The sequence below is a fragment of the Syntrophorhabdaceae bacterium genome (assembly GCA_036504895.1).
In the GTDB taxonomy this organism is placed as follows: Bacteria; Desulfobacterota; Syntrophorhabdia; order Syntrophorhabdales; family Syntrophorhabdaceae; genus PNOM01.
On the sequence record DASXUJ010000085.1, the window covers coordinates 21235 to 46089 of the forward strand.

Below are 24855 nucleotides of genomic sequence, written 5' to 3' on the forward strand. Positions count from 1 at the left end.
GTAATGGCAAGCGAATCACAAAAATACACATTTCCTGAAACTAAACCGGTGCCGAGCCGCTTCCGCAATGCCCTCGGCAAATATAAGGTCCGCATAAGCAAGGCGTGCACCAACTGCGGGATCTGCATAGAGACCTGCCCCCACGGGGTCTATAAACCGGGCGTAAAGAGGCCGAGACCCCTGAGGGACCATCTCTGCCTTGGCTTTTCCTGTAATAAATATGAATATTGCTGCGTGGGCAAGTGCCCCGAAAAGGCCATAGAGGTAACCGTCAACCCCTCTTTCGAGATCCTCGGCGATAAGCGGTGGCCGGCCGACCTTCTCGCCGGCACCTGGCATATGGCGGAGACCGGAGGTCTTCCCCACCAGGATTTGAATTATAAGACAGGGGAATCCGGAGGAGGGTTCGACAAGCTCCGTTTTGTCTTTCCCAAAGGCAAGGTTCGGGAGCCGGCCGATGAAGAGGTCTCTACCGCCATCGAGTTGAACCGCTCCGGCGATTCGAGGCCGAAGATCACCATTCCCGTCCCCTTCTACCTTGGGGGCATGTCCTTCGGCTCCGTAAGCATCGTGACCATGCTCTCCCGCGTCAGGGCTGCGAGCGCCCTCAACACCTTCTGCTGCACGGGCGAGGGCGGGTACCCGGAAGAGCTCATCCCTTATGACGACCATATTATTACCCAGGTTGCCACCGGCCTCTTCGGGGTGAGGGAGGAGACCATAAAGCGTGTGAGGATCGTGGAGTTTAAATACGCCCAGGGCGCCAAGCCCGGTCTCGGCGGCCACCTCCTCGGAGACAAGGTGACCCCCCGTGTCGCGGCGATGCGAGAGGCCGTGACGGGAAGCGCGCTCTTTTCGCCTTTTCCCTTCCACAGCGTCTATTCCGTTGAAGACCATAAGAAGCACGTGGACTGGATCAAGGAGATGAACCACCACGCCCTCGTGTCCGTCAAAGTATCCACCCCCACGGACGTGGACATGGTAACGGTGGGCAGCTACTTTGCGGGCGCCCATATCGTTCAGCTCGATGGAAGTTACGGCGGTACGGGTGCGGCGCCCGATATCGCCAAAAAGAATATCGCCATGCCCATAGAGTATGCCCTGCCCAAGGTACATAAGTTCCTGAGCGAGGAAGGCATCAGGGATAAGATCACGATTATCGCCAGTGGGGGCATACGCTCCGCCTACGATGTGGCTAAGGCGATCGCCATGGGCGCCGACGGCGTCTGTCTGGGTACGGCCGATCTCGTGGCCCTTGAATGCATCCGCTGCCACCATTGTGAATCGGGTCGGGGCTGCGCGCGGGGCATTGCCACCACGGACCCCGAGCTGACGGGTCTTATGGAGCTTGACTGGGCGACCCAACGTATCGTCAACATGTACCTCGTGTGGCGTAGGCAGCTCGTATCGATCCTCAAGCGGTTCGGGATGAAAAGTATTACGGAATTGACCGGGCGCTTCGATGCCATCGCACACCTCGATTATTTGAAAGAGGGAGAGATAGACGGAGTATTGGATTTATAATTACGACTCGCGAACGGAAAAGAACGGGCTGGAGGAAATGGCCCGCGGCTCAGACCGTCCGCTTATATGAGGTTTTGATATGAAAGAGAGAAACAGAGGTGAATCCATACTGAATGCGCGCGCCCATCTCCGGGGTCCCGCAAACCGGGCCGACGCGGGTATCGAGGCGGAGGAAGGCGGCTGCGGCGTTACCGGGTTCGCCTGTAATATTCCCGTGAGCGGCCGTCATATCTTCGAGCCTTCCGTGCAGATGCATAACAGGGGCAACGGCAAAGGGGGCGGCCTTGCCGCGGTAGGACTCGTCCCGGAGAAACTGGGCGTCTCCAGGGAGATCCTGGACAGCGATTTTCTCCTCCAGGTGGCGCTCCTCGACGAAACCGTGCTGCCCGAGGTGGAGGCGCGATTCGTGAGGCCCTTCTTCCGCGTCGACCACGAATCTTTCATCGATTCGATAGACGACTACCGGGACATTCCAGGCCTCGAAGTGAAGCCGCCCCAGGTAAAGAGGTATTTCGTGCGGGTGAAGCCGGAAGTGATCGAGATTTTCCGGAAGGAGCGGGGGCTCACATCGATCCCCCTCCACAAGGTGGAAGAGGAGTTCATTTATCAGAACACCTATCAGCTCAACCGCACCTTTTACAGCTCCCTGGGTGAGAAGAGGGCTTTTGTTCTCTCCCACGGCAGGGATATGATGATCCTGAAGATCGTCGGGTATGCCGAGACCGTGGCCCAGTATTATAAGCTGGAGAATTTCAACTCCCATATCTGGATCGCCCATCAGCGCTATCCGACGAAAGGCCGGGTATGGCACCCGGGCGGGGCCCATCCTTTTATAGGGCTCGACGAAGCCCTGGTCCATAACGGGGATTTCGCCAATTACTATTCCGTCTCCGAATACCTCAAACAGCGGAACGTCTATCCCCTGTTCCTTACGGACACGGAAGTTTCGGTCCAGGTTTTTGACCTCCTGAACAGGGTATACGGCTACCCCCTCGAATATATCATCGAAGCCCTCGCCCCTACGGGAGAGATGGATTTCGATCACCTGCCAGAAGAGAAGCAGCGCATTTACCGGCAGATCCAGGCGGCCCACATTCACGGGAGCCCCGACGGACCATGGTTCTTCATCATTGCCCGGACCGACGTGGAGAAGAAGCAGTACCAGCTTATCGGCATCACCGATACGGCCATGCTCCGGCCCCAGGTTTTTGCCCTTCAGAAAGGGGACGTGGAGATCGGGCTCATCTGCTCCGAAAAACAGGCCATAGACGCGACCCTCGTGAGCCTCGCGAAAGAGGACCAGAGGTTCGGCACCGTGGCGGACCGTTACTGGAATGCCCGGGGAGGGAGCTACACCGACGGCGGCGCCTTTATATTCACCGTAAAAGAGTCGGAGCCGGGGAAAATGGACCTGACGTGCACCGATAAATTCGGGCGAGTGATAGATGTGCCCGCGGACCGGCCCCACCTCGATTTCCGTGCAAAATTACCCCGCACCCCCACGTGTCACGTGGACCACCTGAGGAGCATCGTCAGGGACCTCTCGAAGAAAAACGTGGAGGAGCTTTTCTTTACCCTTAAGCCGGGATTGGCCAAGTGGGATTATGCGCGCTTTTATACCTTCCTTGACCTCCTCACCGCACTGGCCGAGGAAGACGACCTGAAAGGTCCGGTTCTGGGGCTCCTGAGCCGCCTTCTCGACAGGCATTATCCGATCGGCGCCAAGAGACGCCGGTCCGTGCTCCAGATGATCTCCCAGACCATCGACTCCATCCTGAGGGCCATCCCGCTCCTCAATGCCAAAGGCAACGTACTCTACGGCCGCAGGATTGACTGGGAGAACCGCGCTACCCTGCGCGCGCCCGAAAAAGGGGAGCGTGTACTGGTGGCCGATGCGGGCGGGTTCCCGCCCGAGGGCGATGAGTCTTATTCAAGCCTCATATCGAGCGCATACAATCTGGGCTGGAAGCGGTTCATCTGCTTCGGTCACCGGGGCCAGCGCTTTCTGGGCTGCGGCTTCGGGCCCGATTCGAAAGGCGTGCGTATCGACGCCTTCGATTCAACGGGCGATTATCTCGGCTCAGGTATGGACGGTCTCGAGATACACGTACACGGCAACGCCCAGGACCAGCTGGGCCAGATACTTAAATCAGGCAAGCTCGTGGTCTACGGCGACGTGGGCCAGACGTTCATGTATGGGGCTAAAGGCGGAGAGGTATACGTCCTCGGCAATGCAGCGGGAAGGCCCCTTATTAACGCGGTAGGTAAGCCGAGGGTCGTGATCAACGGCACCGCCCTCGACTTTCTTGCCGAATCTTTTATGGCCGGCGATCCCTACAACGGCGGAGGCTTCGTGGTTTTGAACGGCCTCGCCTTCGACGAGGAAGAACGGGTGGTCTCCCTGAAGACGCCCTATCCGGGGTCGAACCTCTTCTCCCTCGCATCGGGGGGCGCCATATTCGTGAGAGACCCTTATAAGACTATTGTTCCCGAGCAGTTGAACGGGGGACAGATCCTTCCTTTCGAGGAGAGGGATTGGGAGCTTATCCTGCCCTATCTCAAAGAAAACGAGCGCCTCTTCGCGGTCTCGATAGAAGAGGACCTGCTTATGGTGGATGGGGTGAAGAGGAGTCCGGCGGAAGTCTACCGGACCATCACCGCGGTCAAGCTGTCCGTGCTCTCCGGCGCGGCCGCAGCCCTCGCCATGAACGAAGAGTGGGAGGAAGAGGACGAGGAAGAGATAGATTAGTATGATGCCACAGGGCTGAAAGGCGGGGAATGGCCCCTTCAGCCCTGTGTTGTTTTGCCTCCATGTCCCGATGAGGCTGCAGGAGCCTTATCGTCAGCGCGCCCCGGGACATGGCGCTCCATGCAAGACTCCCATTGCCGGCCGCCCCTCACCCGGGACAATCCCGGTCCCCGTTGCGGCCGCCCCGCGGCCGGGACAATCCCGGTCCCCGTTTCAGTCTCCAAAGCCTCTCTGTAAATGAAGCTTTGATTTTTCGCTCTATTTTTGGTATAACTGTGCTAATTAAATGAGGAATGCCATAATACGCGTATGGAACGGAGAGGCAAAGTATCTGAGATGGCTGCTTTATGCGCCCCTTTTTCTTCTTTCGAAGGTATACGGATTTTGTCTCCACGTCAGAACAAAATTATATGAGAAGGGTCGGCTGACCGTAGAAGGGGTTTCCGTCCCCGTGATAAGCGTCGGCAATATTACCCTTGGCGGGACAGGGAAAACTCCGGTGGTGGAGAAGCTCTCGGCGATGCTCGTGGAGGCGGGGTTCCATCCCGCCATCGCAACCAGGGGCTACAAGAGGAAGAGACAAGGGACATTTATGGTGGACCCTAAGACGGACCGTGCGGAAGATGTGGGAGACGAGGCCCTGATGATCGCCAGGAAATCGGGAGTGCCCGTGCTCGTGGGGAGCAACAGGGCAGAGGCCATAGCCATGGGAATGGAGGCGGTCCCCATCGACGTCGTAATCCTCGATGATGGTTTTCAGTTGAAGAATATCGAGAAAGACCTGGAAATCCTGGTCCTCAACGGGAATGACGGGAAAGGGGGAGACGGGTTATTCCCTCTCGGCCCTTTTCGGGAGTCCCTCGAAAGGATAAAAGATGCAGATATCATCCTGGTGAATAAAGGTGATCTGGACGAGGCGATGGAATCGGTCACGGAAGGGATGAGCCGTTACAGGATCCGGTATAAACCGGCCTACCTGTATAATATGAAAGCTCACGGAATGGTGCATTACCGTTTCCTTGAGGGCAAACGTGTTGCCGCCTTTTCCGGCCTCGGAGATAACCGCTCCTTTTTCAATCTTCTGCGGGAACTGGGCGCCCGGGTGGTCCGGGAGACATCTTATCCCGATCATCACGGATACAGTGAAAAGGAGTTAAAGCGCATCACGTCTTACGGCGCCGTAGATTTAATCGTGACTACGGAAAAGGACGCCGTTAAAATGGCGGCCATGGACGTGCCCGACAATCTTTTCTACCTTGCGGTGACGATTGAGATAGAAAAGGGGCAAGAGCTTTTCGATGCAATCCAGAATAAACTGAAGAGGGAGATATGGCAGAGAGAGTCTTTATATTCGATACGACACTAAGGGATGGGGAGCAGTCCCCGGGCAACACCATGAATACGCCGGAGAAGCTGAGGGTCGCCCGACAGCTCGAGATCCTCGGGGTCGATATTATCGAAGCAGGTTTTCCCATCGCATCGGAAGGAGATTTCGAGGCGGTCAAGCTGATTGCGGAGACCATAAAGAACTGTGAGATCGCCGGTCTTGCCCGGGCCAATAACGAAGATATAGACCGGGCCTGGGAAGCGATCAAAAATGCGCAGACGCCCCGTATCCACACCTTTATCTCCACGTCCGACATCCATCTCAAGCACCAGTTCAAAAAGACGAAGGATGAGGTTCTGAAAATCGCCGTCGATGCGGTGAAAAGGGCGAAATCCCATACGCCTAACGTGGAATTTTCCGCCATGGACGCCACGAGAAGCGATTGGGATTACCTCTGCAAGGTCCTCGCCGAAGTCATAGAGGCAGGGGCCACCACGGTCAATGTGCCCGACACCGTCGGTTATGCGGTGCCGGCAGAATTCGGAGAGTTGATCCGATATATCACCGCCCATGTCCCCAATATCTCCCGGGCCATCATCAGCGTCCACTGCCATAACGACCTGGGTCTTGCCGTGGCGAATTCCGTATCCGCTATCCAGAACGGGGCGCGCCAGGTGGAATGCACGGTGAACGGCATAGGCGAGAGGGCGGGAAACGCGGCAGTGGAGGAGATCGCCATGATCCTCCGCACGAGAAAGAGCCTCTTTGCCGTCGATACGAAGATCGTGAGCGAAAAGATATACCCCACGAGCAGACTTATCACCTCCATCACGGGCGGGTCGGTTCAGCCCAATAAGGCGATCGTGGGCTCCAACGCCTTTGCCCACGAATCGGGAATCCACCAGGACGGCCTGCTCAAATCGAAACTTACTTATGAGATCATGAAGCCTGAATCGGTAGGCATCACGAAAAGCTCCCTCATCCTCGGCAAACACTCGGGCAGGCATGCATTCCGGGACAGGATAGAGGAGATGGGATACAACTTTACCGATTCCGAGATCAACCTCGCCTTCCAGCGCTTCAAGACCCTCTCGGACATGAAAAAGAACGTCTATGACGAGGATATCGAGATGATCATCATGGACGAGATTTACAAGATCCCCGAGAAATATAAGATGGCCTATCTCCACGTCACCTGCGGGAACAATACGGTGCCTACCGCCACGGTCAAGCTCGAAATCGACGGCGCCCTCTTGCAGGACGTGGGGTTCGGGGACGGTCCGGTGGACGCGGCATTCAAGACCATCAAGAAGATGGTGAAGACGGCGAGCAAGCTCCTCAAATTTTCAGTGAACTCCATCACCCGCGATATGGATGCCCAGGGCGAAGTCTTCGTGAAGATAGAGGAAAAGGGCTCGACGGTTATCGGGAAAGGGACGGATACGGATATTATCGTGGCGAGCGCCAAGGCCTATATCAATGCGTTGAATAAGCTTGAATACGTGAAAAAAAGAAAAGTTGAGGGTCGTTAAATGGGAATGACAATTACGGAAAAAATACTTGCTGCCCACTCGGAAAGAGAAAGGGTGGAACCGGGTGAGATCATCGAGGCGCGCATCGATCTCGCATTGGCGAACGACATTACCGCTCCCCTCTCCCTGGAGGAGTTCCACAAAGTAGGCGCGAGCCGGGTTTTCGACGAGGAGAAAGTCGTCTTTGTCCTCGATCATTTCACGCCGAACAAGGATATCCTCTCCGCGGAGAACTGCAAGATCATCAGGGAATTTTCAAAAAAATACGGGATCAAGCACATCTATGAAGGCGGAGAGTGCGGCGTCGAGCATGCCCTCCTTCCCGAAAAAGGGCTGGTCGTGCCCGGCGATGTGGTGATCGGAGCGGACAGCCATACCTGTACCTACGGCGCTCTCGGCGCCTTCTCGACCGGGGTCGGCAGCACCGACCTGACCTACGGGATGGTGACCGGACGTATTTGGCTCAAGGTCCCGGAGAGCATCAAATTCCATTGCCACGGTCAGTGGCGGGAATGGGTCTCCGGAAAGGACCTCATCCTCCATATTATCGGGATGATCGGCGTTGACGGGGCGCTTTATTCGTCCATGGAGTTCGACGGCGATGCCATCTCGGCACTGTCCATGGAATCGAGGTTCACCATTGCAAATATGGCTATCGAGGCGGGTGGAAAGAACGGCATATTCAAGGTGGATGAAAAGACACTCGCCTACGTAAAAGACCGGGGGCAAAGGCCGCCGAGAGTATATGAAAGCGATCCCGATGCCCGCTACCGACAGGTTATAGATATCGACGTGGCCGCGCTCGCGCCCAAGGTGGCCCTCCCTTCCCTTCCTTCCAATGTGACGGACGCGGAAAAGGTATCCCACCTTGAGATCGACCAGGTGGTGATAGGATCGTGCACGAACGGCAGAATAGAAGACCTCGAAGTTGCGGCCCGTATTCTGAAGGGCCATAAAGTCGCCCCTTACGTGCGGTGCATCATCATCCCCGCAACGCCCGCCGTGTACCGGGAGGCCATGGATCGCGGGTATTTCAGTATTTTCCTCGATGCGGGCTGCATCATCTCCCCTCCCACGTGCGGTCCCTGCCTGGGCGGACATATGGGAATTCTCGCAAAGGGGGAGAGGGCGGTTGCCACCACGAACAGGAATTTCATAGGAAGGATGGGCCATCCGGAAAGCGAAGTCTGCCTCGCGGGACCGGCGGTTGCCGCGGCGAGCGCCATCAAGGGGAGGATTGCGGTCCCGGGCGAGGTAATGTAAGAGCGGCAGATATGAGCCGGTCGCAAGAGAGCCGCCCGAAGGTCGCGGCCTGAAAAAGAAAGGCCTTTCGCAACATGCGAAGAAGGAGTAAGGATGAAGACCAATTTAAAAGGAAGAATCTGGAAGTTTGGAGACAACATAGATACGGATATCATCATTCCCGCCATATACCTTGCAAATACGGACCCCCAGGTCCTTGGCGCGCATTGCATGGAGCCCCTCGACCCCGATTTCCCGAAGAAGGCCAAAGAGGGCGACATTATTGTGGCGGGTCTCAATTTCGGGTGCGGCTCTTCCCGTGAGCACGCACCCATCGCCATCTCCGCCCTGGGCATCCCGCTGGTCATTGCGAAGAGCTTCGCGAGGATCTTCTACCGGAACGCCTTCAATAAGGGCCTCGCGCTGCTCGAGGCCGATCTTGCGGATTATGCGGAAGAAGGCGAGGAGATCGAGGTGGACCTCGGCACGGGTATCATTAAATGCAAAAGGGCCGAGATCCAGGCAAAGCCGATCCCGCCCTTTATGGTCGAATTAATTAATGAGGGCGGCCTCATTAAGTACCTGAAGAAGAAATTGGAGGATTAAATGAAAGAGTACAATGTAGCGGTGGTGGGCGCCACGGGAGCCGTGGGAAACGAAATGGTGGAGACCCTGGAACAGAGGAAGTTCCCGGTGAAGAAACTGACGCTCCTCGCGTCTTCCCGAAGCGCGGGCAAGACGATGAGTTATAAGGGTAAGGCAGTGGTGGTCGAGGAGCTGAAGGAGGATTCATTCAAGGATATCCAGATCGGCCTTTTCTCCGCGGGCGGATCGATCAGTGAGAAATTCGCACCCATCGCGGCGGCAGCCGGATGCGTGGTCGTCGACAACACGAACGCATGGCGGATGGACCCGGACGTTCCGCTGGTGGTGCCCGAGGTCAACGAGCACGCAATCAAAGACTATACGAAGAAGGGGATTATCGCCAACCCGAACTGCTCGACCATCCAGATGGTGGTTGCCCTGAAGCCGCTCCATGATGCGGCAAAAATAAAGAGAATTGTCGTATCCACCTATCAGGCCGTATCAGGCACGGGCAAAAAGGCCATACACGAGCTGGAGCAGCAGGTGCTCTCCATTTACAATAACAAACCCATGGAAAAAAAGGTATATCCTTACCAGATCGCGTTCAATTGTCTTCCTCAGATAGACGTCTTCCTTGACAACGGCTATACGAAAGAAGAGATGAAAATGGTAAGAGAAACGAAGAAGATCATGGAGGACGAGGGTATCCAGGTGACGGCCACGACCGTGAGGGTGCCTGTGTTCTACAGCCATTCCGAATCGATAAATGTCGAGTTCGAGACCGACCTTACTCCGGAGGAGGCAAGAAAAATCCTCAAGAAAGCCCCGGGCGTAAAGGTGGTTGACGATCCGGCAAAGAAGCTTTATCCCATGGCCATTAATGCAGCGGGAAAAGACGAGACTTTCGTGGGAAGGATAAGAAGGGACGAATCGGTTCCCCATGGACTCAACCTGTGGGTGGTGGCGGACAACATCAGGAAAGGGGCTGCCCTCAATGCGGTCCAGATTGCCGAAATCCTGATAAGGAAATATATTTGATCCATCCCTAAAGGGGAGTAGTTAGGAAGGCTTGGTCAACACACTGGCGAAAAAAGCCTGGCCTTGCCATTGGTGATACGCCAATTAACGAGACCTTTAGTATGGCTCTTCGAGCCATTACTAGAGGTCTTCTTTTTTTAAGGAGGTAACGGACATGACGGCTTATGTTGCATCTCTTCTTTTTGTGGTTCTCGCCGAGATGGGAGACAAGACACAGCTTCTCGCCATGGCCTTCGCCACGAGGTATCGATGGCAGACGGTCATGTGGGGGGTTTTCGCGGCCACCCTGGTGAACCACCTGCTCGCCGTGTTGCTGGGCCACTATATGACGAATATCGTGCCCCTCCATTACGTGCAGATCGCCGCCGCCGCATCATTTATCCTTTTCGGCCTCTGGACCCTGCGGGGCGATACCCTCGACAATGAGGACAGGCGGTTCAATTTCAGCCCCTTCTGGACCGTGGCGGTCGCCTTCTTTTTCGCCGAGATGGGAGACAAGACACAGCTCGCCACCGTTGCCCTCGCGACAAAATATTCGAGTATCATTCCTATATGGCTCGGCACCACATCCGGCATGCTGGTGGCCGACGCGATCGGCATCATAGTCGGGATCGTGCTGGGGAAGAAGATACCTGAAAGGGCGATCAAATGGTTCGCTGCAGTGGTCTTTATAATTTTTGGAATTCTCGGTCTCTATGAGGCATTGCCGAAAAGCATATGGAGTCCCGGAATCGTGATAGGAGGCGGGATTCTCCTTCTGCTCCTCATCTACGGAGTGAGCCGCATAGGGGGAGGCAGGAAAGAAGCAAGCAGCGACTAGGGTTTTTCAGGGTCCCTTTTCGGCGGCGGGGTCTGCTGAATCTCGTTTATCTCGTCTTCCAGGGCGTCTATCTCGTACCTGATCCGGGTGATCCGGTCCGTCCTCTCGAGCACGAAAAGGTCGGCGCACGAGACCGCCCTGCCCGAGGTGACCTCGTCGTACACGTATTGACCCAGTTCAGTGTAGAGACCCTGCATGCTCTTCTGGAGCCGCGTGATATCGACATACCTCATCTTGCCGATTTTCGCCTGTTTCTCCACATTAAAAGCGAAATCCTGGGCCGTCTCCCGAAGGGTCTTGAGGCCCTCCTCGGTCTTCTTCATTATATCGTCCATCAAAGCCATAAGAACCTCCCTCCCGTGATATCAAGTAAGTATAGGTAATAATCGGCTCTTATGCAAGATTTGAAAAGGGCAGTCGCTAGTCTCTAGTCGTTAACCGTTAGTCGATGGCAGATAGTCGTCAGTATATAATATATAGTATATAGTAAAAACCAAAAGGTTCTTTAGACACTTCCGGAATACTTGCCGGGCGCGTCAAAGTCAGCGAGTTCCCTCCAATACCCAAGCGGATATCCTATCGATGCCTTAACAGGTAAGTATTGCGTGATGTAGCCCGCACAGCGGGCGAGACCAACAGCAGGCGCCCTTAGGCGGGGGGGAGGCTCCGACGGCTTTGCCGCCGGAGGGGGTGACGTGACCTCCTTTAACTGTGTTGAAATAGCTGTATGATTATGATAAATTAGCCCTTATTAGAGGGAGTTTCAGAGATCGGCCCCACGCATTGTTGATCCGGATTGAGATATGAATATCAGAGAAAGATTGGAGAAAAGAGAAGAATTGATACTCTCTCCCTTTGCCCAGAGGAGCAGTCGGTCGAGGGGCAGGCTTAAGGCGGAGAAGGAGTGCGACATCAGGCCCGCGTTTCAGCACGACAGGGACCGGATCACCCATTGCAAGGCCTTCCGGCGGCTGAAGCATAAGAGCCAGGTATTCCTCTCTCCTGCGAGCGATCATTACAGGACAAGACTTACCCATACGATTGAAGTGTCCCAAATTGCGCGGACCGTTGCAAAGGCCCTGGACCTGAACGAGGATCTGGTAGAGGCCATAGCCCTTGGGCATGACCTGGGCCATACCCCTTTCGGTCACGCAGGTGAAGACGCATTGAGCAAGATTCACGCCGGCGGTTTCCACCATTACGAGCAGAGCCTGAGGGTGGTCGATCTCTTGGAAAAAGACGGACAAGGTCTCAACCTGACATTGGAGGTGCGGGACGGCATACTCAAGCATTCCAAGGGAAAAGGGGAGATTGTCCTCAAAGGCGATCAGGACCGGCCCCTCACGCAGGAAGCCGAGGTCGTGAGATTTGCCGATATCATCGCCTATATCAACCATGATATCGATGACGCGACCAGAGGGGGGATCATCACCCGTGAGGATGTTCCGCGGGATTGCGTTGAGTACCTCGGTAATACGAGCTCCGAAAGGATCGACACCATGGTGAGGGGCGTGCTTGCCGCCTCGGCTCACGATGGGGCCATAGAGCTCACCATGGACGAGGAGCTCGAACATCATATAAAGAAGCTGAGGAGCTTTCTCTACGAGAGGGTCTACGATAACACCCTGATTCACGGAGATTTCATAAAATGCACGAAGATAATCAAGGAGCTCTATCACTACTTTCTCGAAAATCACGATACCTTCCTGCGGGAGGTAGAGCGGCAGGATTTTTACGACGATCCGGCGGTCTGCGTCTGTGACTTCGTGGCAAGTATGACCGACCGCTATGCATTCAATCTTTTCGAGCGAATTTTTCTTCCCATGCCGTGGAAGATACCGATATAGCCGAGTCAGACTTTATTCCCTACAGATTCAATTTGTGGCAGGAATAAAGGTGGGCTTCGATCATGAAAGGAAAGGGAGTCTGAAGAAATGATGGAAAAGGTTTACGATCCGCACAAAATCGAGCAGGAATGGTACCGCACATGGACGGAGAAGGGATATTTCAAGGGGGAGGGTGTGTCGGAAAAGCCCCCCTTTTCAATGGTCATACCTCCACCCAATGTCACCGGCTCGCTCCATATGGGTCATGCGCTGAATAACACCCTCCAGGATATAGTAACCCGTTTTAAAAGGATGGCGGGGTTTAATGCCCTCTGGGTATTCGGGATGGACCATGCCGGTATTGCCACCCAAAACGTGGTGGAGAGGGAGCTTGCCAAAGAGGGCATGACCCGGGACATGGTGGGAAGAGAAAAGTTCATCGAGCGGGTCTGGGAGTGGAAGCAGCAGTCCGGCGGGACTATCATCGAGCAGCTCAAAAGGCTCGGGGCTTCATGTGACTGGTCGCGGGAGCGCTTTACCATGGATGCGGGCCTGTCGAAGGCAGTGCGTGAGGTATTTGTAAGGCTCTACAACGAGGGCCTTATCTACCGGGGCGATTATATCGTCAACTGGTGCCCCCGCTGCGAGACGGCGCTTTCCGATATAGAATCGGAACACGAAGAGACCAAGGGTTTTCTTTACCATATCAAGTACCCCTTTGCCGACGGTGAAGGCGCCCTTACCGTGGCGACCACCAGACCGGAAACAATGCTGGGCGACACAGCGGTGGCGGTAAATCCCGCGGACGAGCGGTACGGAAAATATGTGGGAAAATATTTGATCGTACCCATCGTCAACAGGAAGGTCCCTGTGATAGGGGATGCCTATGTGGATACCTCCTTCGGCACCGGGGTGCTCAAGGTTACCCCTGCCCATGACCTGAATGACTTCGAAATCGGCAGGCGGTGCGACCTCGAAATAGTGAAAGTTATCGACGAGAAGGGCAGGATGAACGACGCCGCCCTCCATTACAAGGGCATGGACCGTTTCGAATGCAGGGAGAAAATCGTGGAGGAGTTGAAGGGGATGGGCCTCCTCGAAAAGATGGAACCCTATGACCTCGGCGTGGGTAAGTGCTACCGCTGCAAGACCGTGGTAGAGCCCACCCTTTCACTCCAGTGGTTTCTCAGGATGAAACCCCTGGCTATCCCCGCCATCGAGGCGGTGAGGAGCCACAAGGTGAGGATTATCCCCGACATGTGGGAAAAAGTCTACTTTGAATGGATGGAGAATATCAGGGATTGGTGCATCTCCCGGCAGATCTGGTGGGGCCACCGGATACCTGTCTGGTACTGCGACCAGTGCGGCGCAATGCATGTATCAGTGGAGGATATGACGCTCTGCCCCGGGTGCAACGGGACCCTGCGCCAGGAATCGGACGTCCTGGATACATGGTTTTCCTCGGGGTTGTGGCCCTTCAGCACCCTCGGCTGGCCCGAAGAGACGGACGAGCTCAAGACCTTCTACCCCACTTCCCTGCTTGTTACCGGATTCGACATCCTCTTCTTCTGGGTCGCCAGGATGATTATGATGGGGCTCAAGTTTATGGGAGACGTGCCTTTCAGGGAAGTCTATATCCACGCCCTCGTCCGGGATGCGGAAGGGAAGAAGATGAGCAAGTCGAAGGGGAACGTGATCGACCCCCTCATTATGATAGACCAGTACGGCACCGATGCCTTCAGGTTCTCCCTCACCATGCTCGCCGCCCAGGGGAGGGACATTCTTCTCTCGGAAGAGAGGATCGAAGGATCGAGAAATTTCGTCAATAAAATATGGAACGCCTCGAAACTCGCCTTTTCCTTTATGGAGGGCCTCACCCCCGACGCTCAAAAGGGGAAATCCGGCTATCTTCCCGACAGGTGGATACGCTCGAGGGCGCAGAAGGTAATAGGAGAAGTGAAATCGAGCATCGACACTTACAGGTTTAACGATGCCGCAACGGCTCTCTATACCTTTGTGTGGCGCGAATTCTGCGACTGGTACCTTGAGCTGATAAAGCCGAATCTCTATGGAAAAGCAGGGGGCTTCGACAACGAAGCCACGAAGAACATTCTCTTCAGGACCCTGACCGATATCCTGAAACTCCTTCACCCCATCATGCCCTTTCTCACGGAAGAGCTGTACCAACGGCTCCCGGCCCGGGAACGGGAGAGCATCATGATCGCCCCTTTCCCTGTATTTGATGAAGACGAGGTCGATTCAGAGGCGGAAGAGGGGATGAATATGCTTATGGGAATCGTCGATTCAATCCGGAATATCAGGGGCGAGACGGGTATCGCCCCGCACGTGAAGATCGCCGCGATAATAAAGGCCCATGAATACAGGCCTTTGCTCGAACAATATGGCTATTATATAAAAGAGCTGGCAAAAATCGAGGACCTGAGCTTCACGGAGGGAGATGCCCCGGATCAGGCGGCCATCGGTCTGTACAAAGGAGTCGAGGTCTTTGTCCCTCTCAAGGGGGTAATCGATATCGATAAAGAACTGGGAAGAATCAGGAAAGAGCTCTCCAAGATGGAAACCGATATGGAAAGACTTTTCAACAAGCTCAATAACGAATCTTTCAGGCAGAAAGCGCCCGAGGACGTAATTGTCAAGAGCGAGGGCCAGTATAAGGAGCTCGAGGAAAAGAGGGAGAAGCTTCTCGTGAGCAAGAAAGTCCTGGAAGGGTTGGCCGGGGGCTAGATGCCGCTCAATTTCGCCATCGTAGACTCCTTTCTCAAAGAAAAAGGCGAAGTGATGAGAGACAAGACATTACTCCGCCATGAGAGGAGCCGGATCCTTGGCGAGCTCCGGGACAGGCTGGAAGGTTCCCTCCGGGAACAGGAGGCTTTCGAGGCGGAATTCAACTCCCTCGTGGCTGAAAGGATCAGGAAAGCCGCGGGAGTGGAGGATCTTTTCACTCTCCATCAAAAGGCCATTGCAGGGGTAGGGAAATATTTTCTGGAAGAGGATAACGTGGTGGATGTCCATGACCTCTTTCGCATCGTGCGGGACCGGATAACCGAAAGGGTGCTTCTTCTCGTGGAAGAGGAGATGGAGCTCCAGGGATACGGACCCCGGCCGTGCCCTTATGGGTGGATAGGTCTTGGGAGCGAGGGCAGGGATGAGCAGACCCTGGTCACGGACCAGGACAACATGCTCATCTATGGTGAAGAGGCCGACGAAGAGGGGCCACTTCAGCCGCACCTCGTGGAACGGTTCCATGAATACCGAAAGGACATGGGTATCGATGACGGGTTCGAGAAGAAAGAGACCTCCAAGGCCGTTATCGATTTCTATTATAAGATCTTCTCCGAAAAGGCCGTGGAGAGGCTCCATGAGGTGGGTTTCGAAAAGTGCTCCGGAAACGTGATGCCCTCGAATCCGAAATGGAGAGGCTCCTTAAAAGACTGGCGGCAGAGACTGGACCAGAGGCTCACCTTCGAGAGAGGTGATTTTGACGGACTCGATGTAATAATCCTTACCGATGCCCGCTATCTGGCGGGTGACAGAGCCCTTCTTCACGAGCTTCTCGGAGGCTTTTTCCCCCGTCTTACCGGCAATAAGCATATGATGAAGGACTTCATAGAATCGGCGGTCCTTATGCCTACGGCGCTCAGCTTCTTCGGAAAATTCAAGGTGCAGAATACAGGGGACCATAAAGATATGCTCAATCTCAAGCTTCACGGATGGGCGCCCCTCATTCTCGCAGTCAGGATGCTCGCTCTGTCCAATAGTATTTTTGAGCCCAATACGTTAAAGCGCATCCGGGGGCTTCGGGCGGGCAATATGATAAAGAAAGAGATGGAGAGCGATCTGATCGAGGCATATCTTACGTTCGTAAAGTTCCGGATAATGAATCAGCTGACCTCCGGTAAAAGGGAAAATCACATGGACCTGAGCTTCATGAGACCGGATATGCTGGGGCCTCATGAGCAGGAGAAGCTGCGGAAGGCCATGAGGGCGGTCGAGGCATTGCAGAAATATATTCAATCCGTTCTGCTTTTCGGGCAGGCAATCTAGGGGGTGTTCATGAAAGTGGTAGAGCTTATGAACAAGGACGTGGTGACGTGCCACGCCTCTGAGACGCTGGCGGTTATCGTGAATAAATTCGAGCTTTTCGGCATCGCCGGCATGCCGGTCGTGGAGAAGGGGAAGCTCGTAGGCATCATATGCCAGAGTGATGTACTTCGGGGGCTCAAGTCCGGGGAGATGCAGAAGCTTACGGTCCGCGATGTCATGGTGTCGGACGTAATCACTGCGCCGTCAACGGAATCTGTGGTAAATCTGGCCAAGATTATGATAGAAAAAGGGGTCAACAGGGTGCCGATCGTCGAGAGCGACAGCCTCGTGGGCATCGTGACGAGGGGAGATATCATTAAAGCAGTCGCTGAATCCGGTTAAAGGATAAGGAGAAGAGGATATGAAGATCAACAAAGACGTGGTGGAATATGTAGCCCACCTGGGCAGGCTTGAGCTCGAGCCCCACGAGGCAGAGCTCTACACTTCTCAGCTTGACCGGATACTCGAGCATATGGATACCCTGAACGCCCTCGATACGGAAGGCATCGAGCCGACGAGTCACGCGGTACCGGTCTCGTGCGTGTTGAGAGAGGACATAAGCAGGGAATCGCTGAGCGTCGAAGGCTCGGTCAGTAATGCGCCGGACCGGAAGGGCAGCTTCTTTAAAGTCCCTCCCGTCATAGAGGTAGATTAGAAGAGGCAACCCCGGGGACGGCGTGAAGCCGGTCATCAGAGAAATCGGCGAGCGGGGACTATGCCTTTGAAAGGAGATAGGGTGGAAAATATTCTTGACATGAATATAATGGAGCTGAGAGGGCTCCTGAAGAACGGTAAGATCTCTTCCGTCGAGTTGACGCGATTTTATCTCGACAGGGTGAAGAAACACGACCAGGCGGTGCAGGCATATCTGCGCCTCACGGAGGAGGCGGCCATGGAGATGGCCCGAGAGGCGGACCGGAGGATAAAGGAGGGTGAGGAAGGGCCTCTCCTCGGCATTCCCTTCGGCATCAAGGACATCTTTTGCGCCAAAGGGCTGGAGACCACGTGCGGCTCCCAAATACTGAAAGGTTTTGTGGCGCCCTACGACGGGACCGTGATAAAGAAGCTGAAAGAAAGACATTATGTCCACCTTGGAAGAGTCAATATGGATGAATTCGCCATGGGCTCTTCAACGGAAAACTCCTCATACCAGACCACCAGGAATCCCTGGGACCTGGAGCGGATCCCCGGCGGGTCGAGCGGCGGCTCCGCGGCTGCCGTGGCCGCGGGTCTATGCGTGGCGAGTCTCGGTACGGATACGGGCGGGTCGATACGGCAGCCTGCGAGCCTCTGCGGTGTGGTAGGCATGAAGCCTACCTACGGGAGAGTGTCGAGGTACGGCCTCGTGGCCTTCGCGTCATCCCTTGACCAGATCGGGCCTCTCGCGCGAAATGTCACCGACTGCGCCGTGGTGCTCGAAGCCATTGCAGGATATGATCCCATGGATTCCACCTCAATTCCTCAACCGGTGCCCGATTACACGCAATATTTGGGAAAAGAGATAAAAGGGATGAAGATCGGTATCCCGAAAGAGTATATGATCGAAGGCATCGAGCCCGACGTAAAGCAGGCGGTCGCCGAATCCCTTTCCTGCCTGGAAGGCCTGGGGGCCACCCTCGTCGACATCTCCCTTCCCCATACGGAGTACGCAGTCGCAACCTATTATATCATCTGCACCGCCGAAGCCTCTTCAAACCTCGCCCGTTACGACGGGGTCAAATACGGCATGAGGGTCGAGGGGAAAGATATTATCGACATGTATAAGAAGACGCGCATGAAAGGCTTCGGCAAGGAGGTCAAGCGGCGGATCATTCTGGGCACGTACGTGCTTTCTTCCGGGTATTACGATGCCTATTACGGAAAAGCAGGCAAGGTGAGGACCCTTATCAGGAAAGATTTTGAGGATGCTTTTGCACAATGCGATATTATCGCCACTCCCGTCTCCCCTACCACGGCGTTCAAAATAGGAGAGAAAGTGGAGGACCCGCTGCAGATGTATCTCTCCGACATATTCACCATTCCCGTGAATTTGGCCGGTCTTCCGGGTATGTCGGTTCCCTGCGGGCTCGATCGCGCCGGCCTCCCTGTGGGACTTCAGATAATCGGCAAGCCCCTCGATGAAGGACGCATGCTTCAGACCGCCTTTGCCCTCGAAAAGGAGCGGAAGGTGAAGAGCGTGCCGGACAGATTCAGAAGCTGATGGATCGTAGGGAAGCACATAAATTTCTCGTTGCCCTCAAAGGTATGGGCATAGACTCCTATGCTTTTGAAAAAACGCCCAGACTTTCCCTTTCCTCGATCCAGAGGCAAGCCAGGGACTGCACGAAATGTTCTCTCGCCGGAACCAGGAAACATGTAGTCTTCGGCGAAGGAGACGCCAACGCCCGATTGCTCTTTATAGGGGAAGCTCCCGGCGAGGAAGAAGACATCCAGGGAAGACCTTTTGTGGGCAGGGCAGGAAAACTTCTCGATCAGCTTATCGAGAGGACGGGGCTCAGGAGGAAAGAGGTCTACATATGCAATCTGCTCAAATGCAGGCCGCCGCAAAACCGCGACCCGGAGCCGTCGGAGATAGCACTCTGCAAGGAGTACCTCTTTTCCCAGCTCGAGATCGTGAACCCCCGCGTCATCTGTACCTTGGGCAGGCATGCCTACAATGCCCTGTTCGGAACCGATGAACGGATCACACGCATCAGAGGAGCACTCACGAAGTATAGGGGCGCCCTTCTCCTGCCCACCTATCACCCCTCGTTCCTCCTGCGTAACAACGAAAAAATAAAAGAGGCATGGGAAGACATGGAGAGGCTCAGGCAGTTGCTCCATTAACGGACGGTCTCGGAGGCTGCCCTAACTTCGCGTCGGAGAGAGATCACAAATTGAATTATGCAGGCTGAAAGGATAGACCAGACTACCCGCTCTTTTTTGCCGCCCGCAGTTTTTCGAGGAATTCCGCGGCTTTTTGAAATCCAAGGGAAGCGGAGATCCCGAGGTTTTCGAATGCCTCTGCCTCATTTCCCGATTCCAGATGGACATTTCCGAGATAATAGTAGGCCTCGGCAAACTCCGGATTCAACTCGAGGGCTTTCTTGAAGTCTTTCGTAGCCTCCTTGAGAGTCCCCATCCTGGCATGGAGGGAGCCCCGTGCGCAAAAAATTTCGGGGTTTTCGAAGCCCAAAGCTATTGCGGTCGAGTAGTCGCTCATTGCCTTCTCCAAATCGAGGACCCGGTAAAAAGCAGTGCCCCGATTATAATAGGCCCGGGAAAATTTTGAATCGAGATTGATGGCGCTCGTGAAATTCCCGATTGCCTCGGAATACCTGTTCAGGCCCATGAGCGCAAGTCCCCGGTTATGATAAAGCCCTATGTCGTCCGGAGTGAGCTCCAGGGCCTTCCCGTAATCGTCGACTGCCCCCTCGGGATTTTGAAGGACGAGCTTTGCGTTGCCCCGGATCACATATGCCTTTGCCTCGCCGGGAATGAGCTCCAGCGCACTGGTGCAATCTTCTATGACTCTTTCATACTCGCCCATCAGATAGAGGGTAACCGCCCTGTTTATATATATTTCGCTGTCTTTTCCATTTAAGAGAAGGGCTTCATCGAAATCTTTCAATGCTTCGGGCAGATTGCCCATGGCTGCATGGGCATTACCGCGATTATAATATATTACCCCTTTCTTAGGTTCCAGCTCTATGGCGGAAGTATATGCCTCGATTGCTTCATTGAGCCTTGCTGACTGAAAAAACAGATTTCCCTTTTCGAACCACTCTTGAGCTGTCATCTATTTTCCTCTCACGTAATAAGGAACGTGCCGGCAAAACAGATATTGCGAAAAATATCGGAGTTGCCGCATGTCGATCTTTTTTTGCCCGGCAAAATCGGCGTGAAAGTCCGGTGATTTCTGATTTCGTCAGGAAGGACCGGGGCCGTACCGGAACAGGGGTCCATTATATCATATAAGAGGCTCTTTTACCACGTTCTGAAACAGCCTGGAAACGCAATTGGGAGAACTATCGGAGGGGTAAGGTTTTGCAGGCAAACCCGTGTTATTAATTCACTTGACAAACCCCTTGCACCCATGGAAATATTTAGGCAAAGTAAGACAATCTGGTTGAGAAGATAACCGACTCCTGCGCCGGAAAAGCAGGAAATGCGGTTTTAATCACCGGAGCCGAGAGCGCGGTAGCCGTTGAAAGGCACGACGATCAAGGTGCTTCAACCTGTACTGTATACATCGTAAGCGTACACCGGGGCGTGAGAGGCACACTCAAAGCGTCGGAATCGCCGGGTTCCGTATAAGATCCGGGATGATCCAGCCGGTTTCGCCTTGCGACGAGGGAATCACAATAATATTAGTGCAAGGAGGGTTGCCATGATAAAACGAATTCTTTACAACTGAGGATTCAACAGAAAAGGCATATGGGGCCTGGGGAAAAAAGGTGCGGGGGATGCGGAAAGCATCGGAGAAATCCAGGTCTTCCAGGTTCGGTACGTGTGGTAACCCGCAGCAGTGGCTGCCGGGAGTTCATGCAATAGGGGGTTTTATGGAAGGAGTATTTGGAACTATAGAAAGATTGAGCAAGTGGATGCAGGCCGTCTCCTGCGTAGCGCTCACATTTATCATGCTTCTCACGTGCGCCGACGTGCTGCTGAGGCTTTTCGGGGCCCCCATCGTAGGCACCTTCGAGATGGTCGGTCTTGGCGGAGCCATAGCGATCGGTTTTGCGATTCCCATCACCTCGTGGATGAGGGGCCATATTTTTGTTGATTTCTTTTATCAGAAATGTCCGAAGGGCGTCCAGAATATCTTGAATACGATCACGCGTCTCATGGGAATAGTGCTCTTCTACCTGATTGGCTGGAACCTTTTCAAGGTAGCCTTTGAGCTTTTCAAATCGGGAGAGGTCACGCTCACCCGTCAGCTTCCCTTTTATCCGATTGCATACGGGTTGGGGGTCTGCTGCTTTATCCAGTGTCTCGTGTTGATATGTGATATTTTCAAGATAATTGGAGGCAAATATGAATGAGGTGGTCGTCGGCATCATAGGTTTGGCCGTAGTGTTGATCTTGTTTCTCACGGGGATAGAACTGGCGTTTGCCATGATCGTGATCGGTTTTCTGGGGTTCGGCTACCTGATCTCCTGGAATGCCGCATTCAATCTCCTTGCAAAAGATTTCTTCGATGTACTCAATACGTATGGGTTTACGGTTATACCCTTATTCATATTGATGGGTCAGGTTGCATTCAATTCGGGTATTGCAAAGAGGCTCTTCGATGCGGCATATAAATTTATCGGTCATATTCCCGGTGGTCTCGCAATGGCCACGGTGGCCGGGGCAACGGCATTCAAGTCAATTTGCGGGTCTTCACCCGCCACGGCGGCAACCTTCGCCAGCGTCGCAGTGCCTGAGATGGACCGGTACGGCTACGACAAAAGGCTCTCCACAGGTATCGTCTCAAGCGTGGGAACCCTGGGCGTTCTTCTTCCGCCGAGCGTGACCCTCATTATTTTCGGCATTATCACCGATCAGTCCATTGGTAGGCTTTTTCTTGCAGGCATCTTTCCCGGTCTTCTCATTGCCTGCTTCTTTGTCTGCATCATTTACGGATGGTGCAAGATGAATCCCAAGATAGGACCGAAGGGGCCCAAGTCATCGTGGGGTGAAAGAATGAAATCGATTCCCGAGGTAGGGTGGGTCGTGCTTATCTTCATCCTCGTCATCGGCGGAATTCTGAAGGGTTTCTTCACACCTACCGAGGCAGGCAGCGTCGGCACCTTTCTCGTGCTCTTTCTCACCTTCAGCAAGAGAGACCTCAACCTCAGGGGCTATATAAAATCAGTGATGGAGTCGGTGAGGACGGCATGCATGGTTCTCATGCTTATCGCGGGCTCCACAGTGCTCGGTCACTTTATCGCCGTCACCAAAATCCCCATGATCGCTGCGGACTGGATTACAAGTCTTCCCCTCCATCCTGCGATCATTCTTATCTTCATATCTCTCATCTATCTGGTCGGCGGGTCATTCATCGACGACCTTGCCTTTATGATCCTTGCAACACCCATATTCTTTCCGGCGATCCAGAAGCTCGGGTATAACCCGCTCTGGTTCGGAATGATGATAGGCATCACGGTCATGATAGGCGTGGTGGTGCCTCCGGTTGCAATAAACGTCTTCGTGGTGAAGCAGATCACGAAGACGCCCTTCAGCGTGATCTATGCCGGGGTTTACCCATTCCTCATAAGTCTTGTGGTAGGCGGCATAGTGCTCTTCGTCTTTCCCCAGCTCGCCACCTGGCTGCCGGGCGTATTGATGCCGAGTTAAGGCATATCTGAAATCAAGAAACGCATAAAAGAAGGGGTCTCTCGTGAGAGACCCCTTCTTTTATGCACCCTTCTTCAATAAAGCGCCAGAATCGATGCCGGAAGGGGGAGGTTGTGATTTCCGCAGCGCTCACGATAAAATTTAGAGACCCGGAATGCATTAAACGTTTGACATAAGCCGCGGTTATGTATTATAAAGAAGCACTACGCGGGAATAACTCAGCGGTAGAGTGCAACCTTGCCAAGGTTGAAGTCGCGGGTTCAAATCCCGTTTCCCGCTCCATTTACGAAGGTGAAAGCGAATAGCCGTGAACAGCGGCTATCGCTTTTGTTCCCTCGCTTACCAGTGTGCATGGCGGCATAGCCAAGTGGTAAGGCAGCGGTCTGCAAAACCGTTATTCTCCGGTTCAAATCCGGATGCCGCCTCCAATTTATCCGTTACAATCGAAACATATTCCGCATTTATGGGTCCCGGCTTTCCGACGGGAAGATTTTGACCTCCCCGCGCCGCGAGTGCAGGCCGGTTTTCCAAATAGGATAATCAGGAATAAATTCAGGTTCTTGAAGTTGCGGCCAATCGGACCGTGGTCGGTCTTTCGCCCAGCCGATGAAACCGGTCCTCTTATTCAGGAAAACTCATCGTTTTATTCAATTACGAAATCCCAGGCCGTATCCTCTATCCACAGACAATAATACCCTCTGCCCAGGAGTCCTTTCGGTTTAATGACGTGGAGATTGTTTCCCCTGTCCTGAACTGTTATGTCGACGTTCTTGCCGAATATAAAACGCGGTTTGCCGAGAGCAGATGCCTGGACAAAGAGGAGGGGATTCATGGTGAGAACTTCCATGTTGCGGGGGCCGTAAATCAGGAAATATTCAAGGTCCTTGAGGGGGAACCGCGCAGGGTTGTTGCTCTCGATGAAGAGCATCCCCTGTTCGTCAAAGACCACATTGGGAATAAGTCTTTTAAGGCCCGCAGCGGTCTTGATATAAGTCCCGAATTCTTTCGGCGCCTGAATTTTGACTTCTTTCGCATAGAGAGGGGAAAGAAGGAGAAAGGCAACAACAACGCCCATGAGGATGCGGCCCAATCGACAATATATGTGCATTTATAATTCCTCCGTATAAAGATCGTTTGTTTTGTTCATATGACGGTAACTATCACCTTTCGTTCCCGGGGACCGTCAAACTCCATCAGGAATATACCCTGCCATGTACCCAGATGGAGGCGGCCCTCGGAAAAAGGTATCGTCACCGAGGTTCCTACAAGGGCGGCCCTGATATGGGCGTGGGAGTTGCCTTCCCTGTGCCTGTAGTGAAAGTCCCTCGGCGCCAGCCGTTCCAGCCCGTCGAGGAGGTCTCTCATTACGTCAGGGTCTGCGTGCTCGTTGATCGTGAGCCCGCAGGTGGTGTGGGGCGTGTAGACATGGACAATTCGTCCCTCCCGCCTTCCTCTCACCAGGCCGGCGACCTCCGCCGTAATATCCTTCCCTTCCACGTCTCGCGACGTCCTCACCTTCAATTCGAGCATATCGACCATCGGGCCCATCTATTTCCCGCAACCTTTAAGCGCCATAAAATTGAGTCTCCCTATGACGAGAATATATCACAACCCCCTTGAAATTGCATGGGGCAAAAAAATAGATGCATCCATAGCCTTCCTTCCGGTCCATTCCCGCATTATCCCTGCCGCAGCCGAATTTTGCGGTGAATTTCGCGAAAAGATCATTGTGGCAGGGGTGAAGAGGGCCTTCCTCCCCTCTCTTCGATAAGAGAAGCAGGAAACAG

The 24855-nt window shown here is 54.1% G+C and carries 22 protein-coding genes and 2 tRNA genes; 20 read left to right on the forward strand and 4 right to left on the reverse strand.

What is annotated here, in order from left to right; translation table 11 throughout:
* The first annotated feature begins 3 nt into the window (after positions 1-3).
* From VGJ94_11915 to VGJ94_11950, 8 genes are all read left to right on the forward strand, one after another.
* Positions 4-1524 (forward strand): glutamate synthase-related protein, encoded by a 1521-nt coding sequence (locus VGJ94_11915; protein ID HEY3277320.1) that lies wholly within the window; start codon positions 4-6, stop codon positions 1522-1524.
* A gap of 79 nt (positions 1525-1603) precedes the next feature.
* On the forward strand, positions 1604-4273 hold the full coding sequence (locus VGJ94_11920; protein HEY3277321.1) for a hypothetical protein: 2670 nt from the start codon (positions 1604-1606) through the stop codon (positions 4271-4273).
* Positions 4274-4559: 286 nt separating this feature from the next.
* Complete coding sequence (lpxK, locus tag VGJ94_11925) at positions 4560-5639, forward strand: tetraacyldisaccharide 4'-kinase (GenBank protein ID HEY3277322.1); 1080 nt, start codon at positions 4560-4562, stop codon at positions 5637-5639.
* Positions 5603-7132 (forward strand): 2-isopropylmalate synthase, encoded by a 1530-nt coding sequence (locus VGJ94_11930; GenBank protein HEY3277323.1) that lies wholly within the window; start codon positions 5603-5605, stop codon positions 7130-7132. Before lpxK ends, VGJ94_11930 begins: the two co-directional genes overlap by 37 nt.
* A complete protein-coding gene (leuC, locus tag VGJ94_11935; protein HEY3277324.1) occupies positions 7133-8395 on the forward strand; it encodes a 3-isopropylmalate dehydratase large subunit in 1263 nt (420 codons plus the stop codon).
* 93 nt (positions 8396-8488) lie between these two features.
* Positions 8489-8980, forward strand: a complete 492-nt coding sequence (locus VGJ94_11940) for a 3-isopropylmalate dehydratase small subunit (GenBank protein ID HEY3277325.1) — start codon at positions 8489-8491, stop codon at positions 8978-8980.
* On the forward strand, positions 8981-9997 hold the full coding sequence (locus tag VGJ94_11945; GenBank protein ID HEY3277326.1) for an aspartate-semialdehyde dehydrogenase: 1017 nt from the start codon (positions 8981-8983) through the stop codon (positions 9995-9997). It abuts the gene before it with no gap.
* A gap of 154 nt (positions 9998-10151) precedes the next feature.
* Positions 10152-10817 carry a TMEM165/GDT1 family protein gene (locus tag VGJ94_11950; GenBank protein ID HEY3277327.1) on the forward strand — a complete coding sequence of 222 codons (666 nt, stop codon included), beginning with the start codon at positions 10152-10154 and terminating at the stop codon, positions 10815-10817.
* Here VGJ94_11950 and VGJ94_11955 read toward each other — a convergent pair.
* A complete protein-coding gene (locus VGJ94_11955) occupies positions 10814-11161 on the reverse strand; it encodes a hypothetical protein (GenBank protein ID HEY3277328.1) in 348 nt (115 codons plus the stop codon). The two genes, VGJ94_11950 and VGJ94_11955, sit on opposite strands and share 4 nt — an antisense overlap.
* 459 nt (positions 11162-11620) lie before the next feature.
* Here VGJ94_11955 and VGJ94_11960 point away from each other — a divergent pair, with 459 nt between their 5' ends.
* From VGJ94_11960 to VGJ94_11990, 7 genes are all read left to right on the forward strand, one after another.
* On the forward strand, positions 11621-12664 hold the full coding sequence (locus VGJ94_11960; protein ID HEY3277329.1) for a deoxyguanosinetriphosphate triphosphohydrolase: 1044 nt from the start codon (positions 11621-11623) through the stop codon (positions 12662-12664).
* Between the two features lie 87 nt (positions 12665-12751).
* On the forward strand, positions 12752-15388 hold the full coding sequence (locus VGJ94_11965; GenBank protein HEY3277330.1) for a valine--tRNA ligase: 2637 nt from the start codon (positions 12752-12754) through the stop codon (positions 15386-15388).
* A complete protein-coding gene (locus tag VGJ94_11970; GenBank protein HEY3277331.1) occupies positions 15389-16708 on the forward strand; it encodes a DUF294 nucleotidyltransferase-like domain-containing protein in 1320 nt (439 codons plus the stop codon).
* A gap of 9 nt (positions 16709-16717) precedes the next feature.
* A complete protein-coding gene (locus VGJ94_11975; GenBank protein ID HEY3277332.1) occupies positions 16718-17089 on the forward strand; it encodes a CBS domain-containing protein in 372 nt (123 codons plus the stop codon).
* Positions 17090-17108: 19 nt separating this feature from the next.
* A complete protein-coding gene (gene gatC, locus VGJ94_11980) occupies positions 17109-17402 on the forward strand; it encodes an Asp-tRNA(Asn)/Glu-tRNA(Gln) amidotransferase subunit GatC (protein HEY3277333.1) in 294 nt (97 codons plus the stop codon).
* An 81-nt stretch (positions 17403-17483) separates the two neighbouring features.
* On the forward strand, positions 17484-18947 hold the full coding sequence (gene gatA, locus VGJ94_11985; GenBank protein ID HEY3277334.1) for an Asp-tRNA(Asn)/Glu-tRNA(Gln) amidotransferase subunit GatA: 1464 nt from the start codon (positions 17484-17486) through the stop codon (positions 18945-18947).
* Complete coding sequence (locus tag VGJ94_11990) at positions 18947-19573, forward strand: uracil-DNA glycosylase (protein HEY3277335.1); 627 nt, start codon at positions 18947-18949, stop codon at positions 19571-19573. The genes gatA and VGJ94_11990 overlap by 1 nt, the downstream gene beginning before the upstream one ends.
* Positions 19574-19655: 82 nt before the next feature.
* Here VGJ94_11990 and VGJ94_11995 read toward each other — a convergent pair whose 3' ends face one another.
* Entirely contained in the window at positions 19656-20525 is an 870-nt protein-coding gene (locus VGJ94_11995; GenBank protein HEY3277336.1) for a tetratricopeptide repeat protein, read from the reverse strand.
* Between the two features lie 763 nt (positions 20526-21288).
* Between VGJ94_11995 and VGJ94_12000 the strand changes: the two genes are divergently transcribed.
* From VGJ94_12000 to VGJ94_12015, 4 genes are all read left to right on the forward strand, one after another.
* Positions 21289-21771 carry a TRAP transporter small permease gene (locus VGJ94_12000; GenBank protein ID HEY3277337.1) on the forward strand — a complete coding sequence of 161 codons (483 nt, stop codon included), beginning with the start codon at positions 21289-21291 and terminating at the stop codon, positions 21769-21771.
* The gene (locus VGJ94_12005) at positions 21764-23068 is read left to right on the forward strand and encodes a TRAP transporter large permease (protein HEY3277338.1); all 1305 of its coding nucleotides are present in this window, start codon (positions 21764-21766) and stop codon (positions 23066-23068) included. Before VGJ94_12000 ends, VGJ94_12005 begins: the two co-directional genes overlap by 8 nt.
* A 207-nt stretch (positions 23069-23275) precedes the next feature.
* Positions 23276-23350, forward strand: a tRNA-Gly gene (locus VGJ94_12010).
* 71 nt (positions 23351-23421) lie between these two features.
* Positions 23422-23496 (forward strand) — tRNA-Cys (locus tag VGJ94_12015).
* Between the two features lie 215 nt (positions 23497-23711).
* On the opposite strand, the gene VGJ94_12020 is transcribed toward VGJ94_12015, so the two are convergent.
* Positions 23712-24176: a hypothetical protein gene (locus tag VGJ94_12020; GenBank protein ID HEY3277339.1), complete on the reverse strand. Its 465-nt coding sequence runs from the start codon at positions 24174-24176 to the stop codon at positions 23712-23714.
* A 35-nt stretch (positions 24177-24211) separates the two neighbouring features.
* Complete coding sequence (locus tag VGJ94_12025) at positions 24212-24616, reverse strand: secondary thiamine-phosphate synthase enzyme YjbQ (protein ID HEY3277340.1); 405 nt, start codon at positions 24614-24616, stop codon at positions 24212-24214.
* A gap of 43 nt (positions 24617-24659) precedes the next feature.
* On the opposite strand from VGJ94_12025, the gene VGJ94_12030 reads away from it, so the two are divergent.
* Positions 24660-24839 (forward strand): hypothetical protein, encoded by a 180-nt coding sequence (locus VGJ94_12030; GenBank protein ID HEY3277341.1) that lies wholly within the window; start codon positions 24660-24662, stop codon positions 24837-24839.
* Positions 24840-24855 lie beyond the last annotated feature (16 nt).

What these genes read in the sequence shown, in the direction of transcription:
- VGJ94_11915 (HEY3277320.1), top strand. Translation starts at nt 4, where the DNA reads ATGGCAAGCGAATCACAAAAATACACATTTCCTGAAACTAAACCGGTG.
- VGJ94_11920 (HEY3277321.1), top strand. Translation starts at nt 1,604, where the DNA reads ATGAAAGAGAGAAACAGAGGTGAATCCATACTGAATGCGCGCGCCCAT.
- lpxK (HEY3277322.1), top strand. Translation starts at nt 4,560, where the DNA reads ATGAGGAATGCCATAATACGCGTATGGAACGGAGAGGCAAAGTATCTG.
- VGJ94_11930 (HEY3277323.1), top strand. Translation starts at nt 5,603, where the DNA reads ATGGCAGAGAGAGTCTTTATATTCGATACGACACTAAGGGATGGGGAG.
- leuC (HEY3277324.1), top strand. Translation starts at nt 7,133, where the DNA reads ATGGGAATGACAATTACGGAAAAAATACTTGCTGCCCACTCGGAAAGA.
- VGJ94_11940 (HEY3277325.1), top strand. Translation starts at nt 8,489, where the DNA reads ATGAAGACCAATTTAAAAGGAAGAATCTGGAAGTTTGGAGACAACATA.
- VGJ94_11945 (HEY3277326.1), top strand. Translation starts at nt 8,981, where the DNA reads ATGAAAGAGTACAATGTAGCGGTGGTGGGCGCCACGGGAGCCGTGGGA.
- VGJ94_11950 (HEY3277327.1), top strand. Translation starts at nt 10,152, where the DNA reads ATGACGGCTTATGTTGCATCTCTTCTTTTTGTGGTTCTCGCCGAGATG.
- VGJ94_11955 (HEY3277328.1), bottom strand. Translation starts at nt 11,161, where the DNA reads ATGGCTTTGATGGACGATATAATGAAGAAGACCGAGGAGGGCCTCAAG.
- VGJ94_11960 (HEY3277329.1), top strand. Translation starts at nt 11,621, where the DNA reads ATGAATATCAGAGAAAGATTGGAGAAAAGAGAAGAATTGATACTCTCT.
- VGJ94_11965 (HEY3277330.1), top strand. Translation starts at nt 12,752, where the DNA reads ATGATGGAAAAGGTTTACGATCCGCACAAAATCGAGCAGGAATGGTAC.
- VGJ94_11970 (HEY3277331.1), top strand. Translation starts at nt 15,389, where the DNA reads ATGCCGCTCAATTTCGCCATCGTAGACTCCTTTCTCAAAGAAAAAGGC.
- VGJ94_11975 (HEY3277332.1), top strand. Translation starts at nt 16,718, where the DNA reads ATGAAAGTGGTAGAGCTTATGAACAAGGACGTGGTGACGTGCCACGCC.
- gatC (HEY3277333.1), top strand. Translation starts at nt 17,109, where the DNA reads ATGAAGATCAACAAAGACGTGGTGGAATATGTAGCCCACCTGGGCAGG.
- VGJ94_11990 (HEY3277335.1), top strand. Translation starts at nt 18,947, where the DNA reads ATGGATCGTAGGGAAGCACATAAATTTCTCGTTGCCCTCAAAGGTATG.
- VGJ94_11995 (HEY3277336.1), bottom strand. Translation starts at nt 20,525, where the DNA reads ATGACAGCTCAAGAGTGGTTCGAAAAGGGAAATCTGTTTTTTCAGTCA.
- VGJ94_12000 (HEY3277337.1), top strand. Translation starts at nt 21,289, where the DNA reads ATGGAAGGAGTATTTGGAACTATAGAAAGATTGAGCAAGTGGATGCAG.
- VGJ94_12005 (HEY3277338.1), top strand. Translation starts at nt 21,764, where the DNA reads ATGAATGAGGTGGTCGTCGGCATCATAGGTTTGGCCGTAGTGTTGATC.
- VGJ94_12020 (HEY3277339.1), bottom strand. Translation starts at nt 24,176, where the DNA reads ATGCACATATATTGTCGATTGGGCCGCATCCTCATGGGCGTTGTTGTT.
- VGJ94_12025 (HEY3277340.1), bottom strand. Translation starts at nt 24,616, where the DNA reads ATGGGCCCGATGGTCGATATGCTCGAATTGAAGGTGAGGACGTCGCGA.
- VGJ94_12030 (HEY3277341.1), top strand. Translation starts at nt 24,660, where the DNA reads ATGACGAGAATATATCACAACCCCCTTGAAATTGCATGGGGCAAAAAA.